This window comes from Rhizobium indicum (genome assembly GCF_005862305.2).
Lineage (GTDB): Bacteria > Pseudomonadota > Alphaproteobacteria > Rhizobiales > Rhizobiaceae > Rhizobium > Rhizobium indicum.
On record NZ_CP054021.1, the window covers coordinates 1,771,697 to 1,784,278 of the forward strand.

A 12,582-nucleotide genomic window follows, 5' to 3' on the forward strand; every position below is an offset into this window, starting at 1 on the left:
CAGGGCGGCGAATATGGAAGTAATTCTGGCGAAGGGGCAGAAAATCTGCCCTTTCAGGCCGGTGTCCCGCAACGAAGCAGCCAGCCGGATAAGGCGGCAAAGGCCGTCCGTTTCGCATCCGGCGTGCGGCAGCAGAGGCTATAGCCCGATGGCCGGGAGATGAAACCGTAGGGCGCGACCAGATGCCCGCGGTGGAGATCGTCTTCGATCGAAGCGCGTGGCGCAAGCGCGATGCCAAGCCCGGAGCGGGCAGCAGCCAGCGCCAGCAGCAGATCCTCGAATTCTTGGGCGCGGGAAAAGACGACCGGCGGCGTGCCGCTTTCGGCAAACCATTCGTCCCAGAGCTTCGGAACGCTGCGGCTGACAAGCACCGTCAGCGCACCCATTGCCGCCGGGCCGCTCGATAGTGTCGCGGCAAGCGAAGGCGTCGCGACCGGGCCGAATTCGTCCTCCATGAACCGCAGGGCGGTGATGCCCGCGGCCGGCCGGTATTCGCCGCCCATGATCACAGCGTCCAATTCGGGATGCATCTGCAGCGGTTCGACCACGGTCATCGGCACGATGTCGACGGTATGACCGAGGCTCGCCTGCATGTCCCCGACGCGCGGCATCAGCCACCAGACCGCGAAGGCGGAGGGCACGCCAAGGCGGATGCGGCCTGGCACCACACCTTCGAGTTCCGAAGCGGCGCGCCCTAGAATGTCGAAAGCCGCACTCGCGGCGGCTGCAAAAACGCTGGCCTGCAAGGTCGGGACCAGCCTGCGGCCGTCACGCGTAAAGAGCTTGCGACCGAAGTGATTCTCCAGCGTGTCGATCTGCTGGCGCACGGCGCCGCGCACCACATTCAGCTCTTCGGCAGCCTTCAGAATGCTGCCGTGACGGCAGACGGCCTCGAAGGCGCGGATGGCATTGAGCGGTGGAAGACGCATGGAGACGACATTCACAAAATCATAGTGGATCACTAGATCTCGCCATTGAACGAAAGGCAAGATCACGCCATATTGTACAGCTGTGCAATGTGACGCATTCGAGACAGGATGTGGCGGATTTTCCGAACCTGTCCCACCTCGATTTCCCTATGAACGGCGATCAAATCGCGTTTCGATCGTCACGCCTATTTTGGATTGAGTAAGCTTTCCGTGATATACGTATATGAGTGATTCCTAACGACGACTGCGAAGGTGACCCGACAATTGACTCTTCTCGCCCGACTGGCTTCCGATGTGCAACTGATGTTCCGGCGTCCGCCGCGACAGCAATATGGTGCGCTCTGCTATCGGGTAAAGAAGAAGAGCGGCGAGGTCGAGGTACTGTTGATGACCAGCCGCGATACCGGCCGCTGGGTCATTCCCAAGGGCTGGCCGATGACGCGCAAATGCGCCCATGAGGTCGCGATGCAGGAAGCCTTCGAGGAAGCCGGCGTCCGCGGCGTCGTCGAAACGGAGACGCTCGGCGCCTACACTTATTCGAAGGTGCTGCGCGACGGCGTGCAGGTGATCTGCAAGGTGCAGGTCTATGCACTCGAAGTCACCGACATGGCGAAAAACTTCAAGGAAAAGGGCGAGCGCCGCATCGAATGGGTCTCGTTCGACGAGGCGGCCGGGCGCGTGCGCGAACCGGAACTCCGCCACCTTTTCCTCGCCTTCAAACAAAGGATGGCCGACAGGCTTTCGGCCAAGGCTGCAAAACAAATTCCAGAAGTGAAACAAATTCCGGCAGAATGAATCCTGCCATCTTGCGCTGCTAGGAAAGCAGCGTAGAAGCAGATTCATCCTCAGGAAAAAGAATGCCGCCACGTCCCGCAGTCCTCACGAAACGCACGCTCGACAAGGACCTCGACAAGATCACCCATGCCGAGGACGCGGCGAAGCATGTTTTGCGGCGGCTGGTGACGCCTGGTCTCGGGCTGATCTTCGTCGGTCTGGCCATGCTCTTTGCGGGCGTCTACGTATTCGACCGGCCGGGAGCGATGCTCGTCATCGCGGCGGCGGCCCTTGCCGGCTACATGGCGATGAACATCGGCGCCAATGACGTGACCAACAATGTCGGCGCCGCCGTGGGCGCGCGCGCCATGACGATGGGCCAGGCACTCATCATCGCCGCGATTTTCGAAGTTCTTGGCGCCACGATCGGCGGCGGCGAGGTCGTCAAGACGATTTCCGCAAACATTGTCGACGCCGTCCAGGTACCGCCGGCGCTGCTCGGCTGGATCATGATGGCGGCCCTGATGGCGGCGGCCCTCTGGATCAACCTCGCAACCTGGATGAACGCGCCGGTGTCCACCACCCATGCGATCGTCGGGGCGGTGATCGGCGCCGGCATCTCAGCCGTCGGGCCGGAGCCGGTGAACTGGCGGGTGATGCTGGAGATCACCTCGAGCTGGATCACCTCGCCGCTGATCGGCGGGCTGATCGCGGCCGGGCTGCTTTATCTCGTCAAGACCCTGATCATCTATCGCGACGACAAAATCGCGGCCGCACAGCGCTGGGTGCCGGTGCTGGTCGCGGTGATGGCCGGCGGCTTCATGGCCTATATGGTGCTGCAGCTGTCGCCCACGGGCAGGTTTCAGTCTTTCACCATCATCCTCATCGGGATCGGCATCGGGCTGGTGAGCTGGCTTGCCGCCCGGCCGCTCATTCTCGCCCAAGCGCGGGATCTCGAAAACCGCAACAGCTCGCTGCGGGTGCTGTTTAAGCTGCCGCTGATCGGCTCCGCAGCGCTGCTGTCCTTCGCGCATGGCGCCAACGACGTTTCGAACGCGGTCGGGCCGCTTTCGGCGATCGTCCATTCGGTCGGCATCGGCGGAGACGGTGGCGTCGGGCATCCGCCGCTCTGGGTGATGCTGATCGGCGCCTTCGGCATCTCCGTCGGCCTGCTGCTCTTCGGGCCGCGCCTCATCCGGCTCGTCGGCGAGGAGATCACCAAGCTCAATCCGATGCGGGCCTATTGCGTCGCGCTGTCGACCGCCTTCACCGTCATCGTCGCCTCCTGGCTCGGCCTGCCGGTCAGCACCACGCATATCGCCGTCGGCGCCGTTTTCGGCGTCGGCTTCTTCCGCGAATGGTACACGCGCCATTCGAAGGCCCGCATCGCCTATATCAGACGCAAGGCCGAAAGCTGGGACATTGACGAGCCGGAAGAGCCGAATATCCACGAGACCCGGCGGCGCTATCTCGTGCGCCGTTCGCATTTCATGACGATCATCGCCGCCTGGATCGTCACCGTGCCGGTTTCGGCAGCGCTTGCGGCAATGATTTATTGGGTTATGTTCGCGCTCTTCGTCTGAGATCCCGAGTTTTTTTAAATGCGCGCCAATTTCCGTATGCAACGGCTTTTCGTCGACGCGCCGCTTTCCAGCGGCGCCGTCGTAGAGGCGAATGCCGATCAGTTCAACTATCTCGGCAATGTGCTGAGGATGGAGGACGGTGCGGAGATCCTGCTCTTCAACGGCCGCGACGGCGAGTGGAAGGCGACCCTTACCTTCCCCACGCGCAAACGCATCCTTTTGACGGCAACCGAAGAGACGCGGCCGCAGCCGCTGCCTTGCGACCTGCACTACCTCTTTGCGCCGCTCAAGGTCGGCCGCTTGGACTATCTCGTGCAGAAGGCGGTCGAAATGGGAGCCGGCCTGCTGCAGCCGGTCATGACCCAGCACGTCCAGGGCAAGATCACCAATCTCGACAAGCTGCGCGCCAATGTCGTCGAGGCGGCGGAGCAATGCGGCATCCTCGGCATTCCCGATGTGGCCGAGCCGGTGAGGCTTCTCGACCTGCTCGACCGCTGGCCGAGCGAGCGCCGCATCATCTATTGCGACGAGGGCGATGCCGGGCAAAACCCGCTGCCGGTGCTCTCGGCGATCAGGGAAAGACATCTCGCTTTGCTCGTCGGGCCGGAAGGCGGCTTTTCGGAAGAGGAACGCGCGCGGCTTCGAAGCCTCGATTTCGTCACCGCCATTCCGCTCGGACCGCGCATCCTGCGGGCCGATACGGCAGCCGTTGCGGCATTGGCAGTGGTCCAGGCCGCGATCGGCGACTGGAACTAAGATCGAAAACGGGTTGACATGGAAATCACTGTTATTTTTTTGATGCGTCATTGAAAGAATTTCACTTGCAACATGGGTGGCTTGGGTCCAAATCACCCTTCCAATTGCCCGGCCCCCTGGGCGCCTTTTTGAATACAGGTATCCCGCATGGCCCGCGACACTACCGACCAGACACCGCTCTCTTCGGTCCAGGATCTGACCGATTATATCGCGGCGGGCAACAAGCCGCGGGAGCGCTTCCGGATCGGCACCGAACACGAGAAATTCGCCTTCTTTCGCGCCGACAACAGCCCGGTTCCCTATTTCGGCGATGCCAGCATTTCGGCCCTCTTGACCGGCCTGCAGAAAAAAAGCGGCTGGGAGCCGATCACCGACGGCGGCAACATCATCGGGCTTGCCGAGCAGAACGGCATGGGCGCGATCTCGATCGAGCCTGGCGGCCAGTTCGAACTTTCCGGCGCACCGCTGGAGACGATCCATGAGACCTGTCGGGAATCGAACCAGCATCTGGCGACGCTGCGCGAAATCGCCGAACCGATGGGCATCCGCTTCCTCGGCATCGGCGGCAGTCCGAAATGGACCTATGCGGAAACCCCGCAGATGCCGAAATCACGCTACGAGATCATGACCCGCTATATGCCGAAGGTCGGCACCCAGGGTCTCGACATGATGTACCGCACCTGCACGATCCAGGTGAATCTCGATTTCTCCTCGGAAGCCGACATGCGCAAGAAAATGCGCGTCTCGATGAAGCTGCAATCGCTGGCGACCGCTCTATTTGCATCCTCGCCCTTCACCGAAGGCAAGCCGAACGGGCTGCTCTCCTGGCGCGGCGATATTTGGCGCGATGTCGACAACCGGCGCGCCGGCCTGCTCGATTTCACCTTCCGCGACGATTTCGGCTTCCGTGACTATGCCGAATGGGCGCTCGACGCGCCGATGTATTTCATCGTCCGCGACGGCCGCTATCACGACTGCACCCATGTCACCTTCCGCCAGTTCATGAACGGCGCATTGAAGGGCGAGGTCGCCGATCCGGCGCCGACGATGGGTGACTGGACAAACCATCTTTCGACACTTTTCCCCGACGTGCGGCTAAAGCGTTTCCTCGAAATGCGCGGCGCCGACGGCGGCCCATGGCGCCGCATCTGTGCCTTGCCGGCCTTCTGGGTCGGCCTGCTTTACGACGATGCGGCACTCGACGCCGCCGACGAGTTGACGAAGGATTGGAGCTTTGCCGAGATCGGTGCGCTGCGCAACGCCGTTCCCGCCGAAGGGTTGAAGGCGCAATTCCGCGGACATCCGCTCTTCGACATGGCGCGCGAGGTGATCGGCATATCAAGGGCCGGCCTCAAGGCGCGGGGCAGGCTCAACCGCGAAGGCCAGGACGAGAGCATCTTCCTGGCGCCTCTCGAAGAGGTGCTCGCCAAGAAGGCGACACTCGCCGAGGATCTGCTGTCGCTCTATCACGGCCGCTGGCGGGGCTCCGTGGAACCGGTGTTCGAGGACTATCAGTACTGAACTGAGCCCTGAATAATTCCCTAAATCGGAACCGATTCAAGGAATATGCAGTGGCAAGCTGTGGTCACGGCGCCTTCGCGCGCTTCCTGGCTTCGCGCAATCTGGCCGTGCGACGAGCGGGCCTCAGTTCCTCGATCGTCGGCAGCCACCACTCGGCGTCTTGAACTGGTGGCATCTTCGCAGGCCAGGTGCGGACGAGTTCTTCCAATGTGGGGACCCGCCAATATCCCCAGACATGATCCTCGGTCACGCCGGCATAGAAGTCCGTAACGACGTTCGGGTCGACCAGTTCGCCGGTGATCTCGGTAAAGACGACGATTCCGTAGGCGGTGACCACAGGGCGGCCTATCGGCGGCAAGTCGTCGCTCTGAAGCGGGTAGCGATGACGCTTCCGTTCCGCAGAGCGGAGCTTGCTGCGTATATCCTGTTCGGTCCCCTTCCGCTCCTCGGCTCGACGCCGTCTCTCCTCTGGCTCGTTTCTGCGCGCCGCCGCCTCGATCTCCTGCCACCGGCGTCTGAGTTCCTCATAGGACCGGAAGGGAACGTGCCATATCTTGAGATCGCCGTCCCATCGCGAGAATGGCACTTCGCGCAATTCGTCGACGACGGTCTTCGAATACGGCGTGCGAATTCGAAAGCCTGCCTTGCCGAGTTCAAGGTAAGAACTGTCGATGGGATCGAAGGCGAAGGCGTCGCGGCCCTTCGCATCCGCATGGGCGTCGGCTTCAGCCTCCATCTCGGCAAGCCATCGCCCGATGCGGCGGGACGCCGTCCGCCCGGGAACGAACCAGGCCTTGCGGGCATCACTCCAGCGGGCACGGGGGAAACGTCTTCGGAATTGCTCGACAGTCATCCTGTCATAGGAGAAGGAAATGTCGGCGCCCGGCTTCACACCGTCGTCACTCGGCGGCGCCTCGTTGTGATCAGCGGGGGATTTCGTTTCGGCCATGGAAGGAGAACGCCGGCGCGCAGGGATCGGTTTCCGGCGAGGATATCATGCCGCGAAGAAATCGGCTCAGCTCCGGAAATTTGCCTGCACATGCTTAAATGCCCGCTCGACGGCGGGGCGTGGTTCAGCGACGGCGGGGTCCTGCTCGGCTTCGACGACCAGCCATCCGCGATAGCCGCTGTCCCTGACGAAACGGGCAAGCCGCTTGAAATCGATGATGCCGTCGCCGGGGACGGTGAACATGCCCCCGCGCACGCCGGCATTGAAGCTCATGTCACCCGCACGCACCTCGTCGATAACAGGACCTCGAATGTCTTTCAGATGAATGTGCACGATGCGATCGCCGAACCGATCGATCAGCCTGGCATAGTCGAAGCCGCCGGCGACGGCATGGCCGGTATCGAGAAGCAGTCCCGCCTCCGAGCCTGTCTTGTCAAAGATTGCCGATATCTCGTCGAACGTTTCGGCGACCATCATCAGGTGATGGTGGTAGGCAAGCGTCAGACCATATTCCGTCGCCAGGCGTCCGGCGAAATCGGTCAGGCGCCCGGCATATCCCGCCACTTCGGCCGCCGGCATGCGCAACCGCTGCGACATCGGTGCATCCAGCGGCGATCCAGGCGTCATCATCGCGACTTCGCCATAGACCATCACCTTGCAATCCATCGCTCGCAGCAGCGCGGCGTGCCCGGCAACGGCCTTCATCTCGTCGTCGACACTGCGCTCGGCCAACTCGCCGGAATGCCATCCGGATGCGAGAGCAAGCCGATGGCTGTCCAGCAGCGAGCGGAGCACTCCTGCCTCGCGCGGGAATTTCCGCCCGAGCTCGATCCCCTCATAGCCGCTCTCGGCAGCGTCCCGGAGGCAGGTTTCTAGCGATATGTCGGCGCCGAGGTCTTCCAGAACGTCGTTGGCCCATGACAGCGGACTGACCGCCAGACGCACGCCAACGGGCAAGGCAGTGATATGTCCAGTCATCGATATTTCCTCCGAGATATGTCTTGAGAGTGCCGCTTGGTGGCCGCGAAAAGGAGCGCCCCATGTGGAAATGGCCTATGTGGATGTTCGCACGACCAGCTTGCCGGGAAGGGTTACGGTTTCCGGCTCCAGCCGGCCCTTGATCATGCCGATGACCGCCTGCACCATCTCGATCCTCGGCTGCTCATAGGTCGTCAGGCCGTAGCAGGAGGCGCCGCCGAGTTCGTAATTGTCGAAGCCGACGACGGCGATGTCATCAGGTATCCGCAGTCCGAAATTGCCGCGGATCTCGTCCATCGCTCCGAGGGCGAGGATATCATTTTCGCACATGAGGACGTCGACCCTTGCGGCCGGGTCGATGTCGTTCAGATAGTGACGGACGGATCCTGCCCCAGCTTCGGCGCTGTATCTGTCGGCGGACAGAATGACGATCTCGTCCACCCCCTTCCCCTTCCAGAAATCGATGAAATGCTGCCGGCGCCGCAGCGCCGTCGATAGCGCCGGCGCACCGGTCATGAAACCGGGACGCCGGTATCCCCTTTCATAGAGGTGGTCGACAATGTCGCGCAGCGCCAGTTCGGCGTCGCAGACGACGGCCGGCACGCCGTCGATCTGGCTGTCACGAGCCAGGACGAACATCGGCGGCATGCCCCTGCCCAATTGCCGGTCGCTCAGCGTTTCGTTGCGAAAGGCGGTGCCGAAGAGGATGACGGCGTCGACCTGACGCTGATCGGCGTTCAGCAGCGCATGGACGTGATCGAAGTGATTGTTGATATTGATCAGCACCGCGACCAGGCCTTCCGCCTGCAAACGTTCGGTCAGGGTTTCCAGGAACGGCAGCTTCTGGGGATTGGCGAAGTCGTCGACGAAGACCGCGACCTGATGCGTCAGATTGGTCGCGAGACTACGGGCGAGCAGGTTGGGCGTGTAGTTGAGCACGGCCGCCGCCTCGAGAACCCTACGCTTGCTTTCCTCGGTGATCGAGGCGCCCGGCGTAAATGCCCGGATGACCGTCCACTTCGAGACGCCTGCCGCATCCGCGACCTCTTTGGCCGTCGCTCTTTTTCGCAATGATGCCTCCCCGCAAAAAAAATGAAACAAACATTCCATTTTATGATCCAGATGAAATGAATGCTTGATTTTAGCGCATCCGTGAATAAGATGCACCCGTTTGCACCCGGTAGCAAGCACGTTTGCACCCGGTAGCATTCGTTTTTGCCATCCTGAGGAGTGGATGGCCTAGAGGAGGAAGACATGACATCTATTTTGAAGAAGCTCGCATTCGGCGCCCTCGCCCTTGGCGTTGCGACCACGGCGGCTGTCGGAGCCAAGGCCCAGGAGCCGACGATCATCGCCGTCACCCACGGCCAGGCGTCCGATCCGTTCTGGTCGATCGTCAAGAACGGCATGATGCAGGCGGCCAAGGACAGCAACGTCAAGGTCGACTATCGCGCTCCCGAAACCTTCGACATGGTGGCGATGGCGCAGCTGATAGAAGCCGCCGTCAACCAGAGCCCTGCCGGCATCGTCATCTCGAACCCCGATCCCGATGCGCTCGGTTCGGCGATCGAAAAGGCCGTTGCCGCCGGCATCCCGGTCATCTCGATGAACTCCGGCATTTCCGCTGCCGAAAAACTCGGCATCAAGCTGCATGTCGGCCAGGACGAACTGCCGGCAGGCGTCAAGGTCGGCGCCAAGCTCAAATCTCTCGGCCTGAAGCACGTCCTCTGCGTCAACCAGGAAGTTGGCAACGCGGCGCTCGATCAGCGTTGCGCCGGCACCGAGAAGGGCTTTGAAGGCGGCACGGTCACCGTTTTGCCGACCACGGCCGATCCGGCCGAAATTGAAGCGAAGATCCAGGCGGCTCTGACCTCCGATCCGTCCATCGATGTCGTTCTCGGCCTGTCGGCTCCGCTCGTCGGCGAGCGTGCGGTCGCCGTCGTCGAGAAGATGGGCGCTGGCGACAAGGTCAAGGTCGCATCCTACGATCTGTCCGCCGGCTTCCTGCAGGCTGTCGCCGACGGCAAGGCGTTGTTCGCGGTGGACCAGCAGCCATACCTCCAGGGCTATCTCCCCGTGACCTTCCTGGCGCTCAACGCTCGATATGGCACGATCCCGGCAGGCAACGTCGCCTCCGGCCCGAGCTTCGTCGAGAAGGATGCGGCCGCATCGGTCATCGAGAAATCCTCCCAGGGCATCCGCTGAGGCGGAGCCGCGGCAGCTTCCGCCTGGGCGGAGGCTGCCTCCAACGCCGCGCCTCCACGCGTGAAGGCGCACGCACGGCAACGACCAATCCTTGAGGAATGAACCATGACGCTCGCCAATGAACAGAATGGGGCTGCCACCCGATCCGATGAGCGGCTGAAAAAGGTTTCGGGTTTGACCGCGCTGCTGCGGCGGCCGGAACTCGGCGCCGTCGCCGGTCTGGTGCTCGTCACCATCTTCTTTTTCTTCACCGCCAATCCCGCCATGTTCACGCTGGCCGGCGTGATCAATTTCATGGCGCCGGCCGCGCAGCTCGGCATTCTGGCGATCGGCGCGGCATTGTTGATGATCGGCGGCGAATTCGATCTGTCGATCGGCTCGATGGTGGCCTTTGCCGGATTGGTCTTCGGCACCGCCCTCGTCGTTCTGCACCTGCCGCTCAGCGTGGCGATCCTCGTTGCGCTGGCCTTCGCCGCCGTGATCGGCGTGACCAACGCCCAGATCACCATGCGGACCGGCCTTCCCTCCTTCATCGTCACGCTCGCCTTCCTGTTCATCCTGCGCGGCCTGACGCTCGTCGGCCTGAAATGGGCAAGCGGCGGCGCCACCCAGCTGCGCGGCATGAAGGAAGCCGCAGCCGGCAGTCCGCTCGCGCCATTCTTCTCGGGCGACGCCTTTATCGGCCTGTTCTCATGGCTCGCCGGGCACGGGATCATCGAGACCTTCCCGAACGGCACGCCGAAAGTGCCGGGAATTCCGGTCGAGATCCTGTGGTTCTTCGGCATCGCCGTTCTTGCCACCTGGGTCCTGCTCAGAACCCGCTTCGGAAACTGGATCTTCGCAGCCGGCGGCGATCCGCGCGCCGCCAGAAAATCGGGCGTTCCGGTTGCCCGCGTCAAGACCACGCTTTTCGTGATCACCGCCCTTTGCGCCACGCTGGTCGCCATCCTGACCGTGCTCGACGCAGGCTCGACGGATGCGCGCCGTGGCTTCCAGAAGGAGTTCGAGGCCATCATCGCCGCCGTCATCGGCGGATGCCTGCTGACAGGCGGCTATGGCTCGGCCATCGGCGCATTCTTCGGTTCGATCGTCTTCGGCATGGTGCTGATCGGCCTGACCTACACCTCGATCGACCAGGATTGGTACCTCGTCTTCCTCGGCGGCATGCTGCTGATCGCGGTGATCTTCAACAATGTCATTCGCAAACGCGTCACGGGAGAACGCTGATGAGCATGTCTCAGACGCCCCTCGTCGAGGTGAAGAACCTCGTCAAACACTTCGGCTCCATCATTGCGCTGAACGGCGTGTCGCTCACCGTCAATGCCAACGAAGTGCTCTGCCTTCTCGGCGATAACGGCGCCGGCAAGTCGACGCTGATCAATACGCTCGCCGGCGTCTTCAAGCCGACATCGGGAGAATTCCTGGTCGAAGGGCAGCCGCGCGCCTTTGCCGGTCCGCGCGACGCGCTCGATGCCGGTATCGCCACCGTGTATCAGGATCTCGCGATGATCCCGCTGATGTCGGTGACCCGGAACTTTTTCATGGGACGCGAACCGCTCAAAGGCCTCGGCCCCTTCAAGCGCATGGACATGGAACACGCAAACAACGTGACGCGCGACGAGATGCACAGGATCGGCATCGATGTGCGCGATCCCGAGCAGGCCGTCGGCACGCTTTCCGGCGGAGAGCGCCAATGCGTTGCGATCGCGCGCGCGGTCTATTTCGGCGCCAAGGTGTTGATCCTCGACGAACCGACATCGGCACTCGGCGTGGCGCAAACATCGATGGTACTGAAATACATCAACCAGGTCCGCGGCAAGGGCCTCGGCGTGATCTTCATCACCCACAATGTTCGCCACGCCTATGCTGTCGGCAACCGCTTCACCGCGCTCAACCGCGGCCGCACGCTCGGCACCTATTCGAAGAGCGAGATCGGCATCGAGGACCTTCAAAACCTGATGGCCGGCGGCAAGGAGCTGCAGACCCTGTCGGAAGAACTCGGCGGAACGATCTGACCGACCTTCACCCCGAACTACGATGCGGCGCTCGCGCCGCTCTCACCACCTCAGACCCTTGATATGGAAACCCTGCCATGAGTGCTGCCAAGACTTCCCCCTTCCCGCTTGCCGCCTGCGCCGAAATGCTCTGGCGCGACAAGCCGATCGAATGGCGCGCCGCGAGGCTGAAGGAAATGGGCTTCGGCGTCGGTCTCTGGAACTGGCCGGAGCACGACCTCGCCAAACTGGAGGCAACAGGCGCGACCTTCACGATCATGAACGGCTATCTCACCGGCCGCCTGACCGACGACGAGGGCGCCGCCGAACTTTTAAGGACGGCGCGCCAAACCGCTGAGATCGGCAAGCGGCTCGGTGTGCAGCGGCTGAACCTGCACGGCACCGGCCTCGGAGATGGGGGCCTACCCGTCCAGCCGGTCGAAGTGGTCACCGGCGCGATGTGGCTGAAAGCGCGCGACACGCTCCTCCGGATCGTCGACATGGCCGAAGAGGAAAACGTCACCTTCACGCTCGAAAACCTCAATCTACCGGTCGATCATCCGGGCGTGCCCTTCGGACGCGCGGAAGACACGCTGGCGCTGGTCTCGAGCGTCGATCACCCCCGGCTTCGCCTCAATCTCGACCTCTACCATGCCCAGATCGGCGAAGGGAACCTGATCGAGCTTTGCCGCAAATGCCTGCCCTGGATCGGCGAAATCCAGGTGGCCGACGTGCCGGGCCGCTGCGAGCCGGGGACCGGCGAAATCAACTGGCGCGGCATCGCCCGCGCGCTGAACGCCATGGGCTATTCCGGCCCGGTCGGCATGGAAGCCTGGTCGGCGGGCGATCCCGAAGCCGCGCTTGAAGCCTTCCGCACCGCCTTCACCCTCTGA

12 protein-coding genes are annotated in these 12,582 nt (G+C 62.5%); 8 read left to right on the plus strand and 4 right to left on the minus strand.

The window, feature by feature from the left end:
• Nucleotides 1-53: 53 nt before the first annotated feature.
• Nucleotides 54-962 carry a LysR substrate-binding domain-containing protein gene (locus tag FFM53_RS08865; RefSeq protein ID WP_138390703.1) on the minus strand — a complete coding sequence of 303 codons (909 nt, stop codon included), beginning with the start codon at nucleotides 960-962 and terminating at the stop codon, nucleotides 54-56.
• A 231-nt stretch (nucleotides 963-1,193) separates the two neighbouring features.
• Between FFM53_RS08865 and FFM53_RS08870 the strand changes: the two genes are divergently transcribed.
• The 4 genes from FFM53_RS08870 (at nucleotide 1,194) to FFM53_RS08885 (ending at nucleotide 5,563) form a co-directional block, all read left to right on the plus strand.
• Complete coding sequence (locus FFM53_RS08870) at nucleotides 1,194-1,724, plus strand: NUDIX hydrolase (protein ID WP_062943475.1); 531 nt, start codon at nucleotides 1,194-1,196, stop codon at nucleotides 1,722-1,724.
• Nucleotides 1,725-1,786: 62 nt separating this feature from the next.
• Nucleotides 1,787-3,286, plus strand: a complete 1,500-nt coding sequence (locus FFM53_RS08875; RefSeq protein ID WP_138328933.1) for an inorganic phosphate transporter — start codon at nucleotides 1,787-1,789, stop codon at nucleotides 3,284-3,286.
• An 18-nt stretch (nucleotides 3,287-3,304) separates the two neighbouring features.
• Nucleotides 3,305-4,042, plus strand: a complete 738-nt coding sequence (locus FFM53_RS08880; protein WP_138328934.1) for a 16S rRNA (uracil(1498)-N(3))-methyltransferase — start codon at nucleotides 3,305-3,307, stop codon at nucleotides 4,040-4,042.
• A gap of 147 nt (nucleotides 4,043-4,189) precedes the next feature.
• The gene (locus tag FFM53_RS08885; RefSeq protein ID WP_138328935.1) at nucleotides 4,190-5,563 is read left to right on the plus strand and encodes a glutamate--cysteine ligase; all 1,374 of its coding nucleotides are present in this window, start codon (nucleotides 4,190-4,192) and stop codon (nucleotides 5,561-5,563) included.
• 64 nt (nucleotides 5,564-5,627) lie between these two features.
• On the opposite strand, the gene FFM53_RS08890 is transcribed toward FFM53_RS08885, so the two are convergent.
• The 3 genes from FFM53_RS08890 to FFM53_RS08900 form a co-directional block, all read right to left on the minus strand.
• Nucleotides 5,628-6,512 (minus strand): hypothetical protein, encoded by an 885-nt coding sequence (locus tag FFM53_RS08890; protein WP_138390704.1) that lies wholly within the window; start codon nucleotides 6,510-6,512, stop codon nucleotides 5,628-5,630.
• A gap of 66 nt (nucleotides 6,513-6,578) precedes the next feature.
• Complete coding sequence (gene iolE / locus FFM53_RS08895) at nucleotides 6,579-7,490, minus strand: myo-inosose-2 dehydratase (protein WP_138328937.1); 912 nt, start codon at nucleotides 7,488-7,490, stop codon at nucleotides 6,579-6,581.
• A gap of 75 nt (nucleotides 7,491-7,565) precedes the next feature.
• Nucleotides 7,566-8,561 (minus strand): LacI family DNA-binding transcriptional regulator, encoded by a 996-nt coding sequence (locus FFM53_RS08900; RefSeq protein ID WP_138390705.1) that lies wholly within the window; start codon nucleotides 8,559-8,561, stop codon nucleotides 7,566-7,568.
• Between the two features lie 183 nt (nucleotides 8,562-8,744).
• Between FFM53_RS08900 and FFM53_RS08905 the strand changes: the two genes are divergently transcribed.
• The 4 genes from FFM53_RS08905 to FFM53_RS08920 all read left to right on the plus strand — a co-directional run bounded on the left by FFM53_RS08905 (nucleotide 8,745) and on the right by FFM53_RS08920 (nucleotide 12,582).
• On the plus strand, nucleotides 8,745-9,695 hold the full coding sequence (locus tag FFM53_RS08905; RefSeq protein ID WP_138328939.1) for a sugar ABC transporter substrate-binding protein: 951 nt from the start codon (nucleotides 8,745-8,747) through the stop codon (nucleotides 9,693-9,695).
• A gap of 105 nt (nucleotides 9,696-9,800) precedes the next feature.
• The gene (locus FFM53_RS08910; RefSeq protein WP_097620998.1) at nucleotides 9,801-10,922 is read left to right on the plus strand and encodes an ABC transporter permease; all 1,122 of its coding nucleotides are present in this window, start codon (nucleotides 9,801-9,803) and stop codon (nucleotides 10,920-10,922) included.
• A complete protein-coding gene (locus FFM53_RS08915) occupies nucleotides 10,922-11,710 on the plus strand; it encodes an ATP-binding cassette domain-containing protein (RefSeq protein ID WP_138390706.1) in 789 nt (262 codons plus the stop codon). The genes FFM53_RS08910 and FFM53_RS08915 overlap by 1 nt, the downstream gene beginning before the upstream one ends.
• 77 nt (nucleotides 11,711-11,787) lie before the next feature.
• The gene (locus FFM53_RS08920) at nucleotides 11,788-12,582 is read left to right on the plus strand and encodes a hydroxypyruvate isomerase family protein (protein WP_138328940.1); all 795 of its coding nucleotides are present in this window, start codon (nucleotides 11,788-11,790) and stop codon (nucleotides 12,580-12,582) included.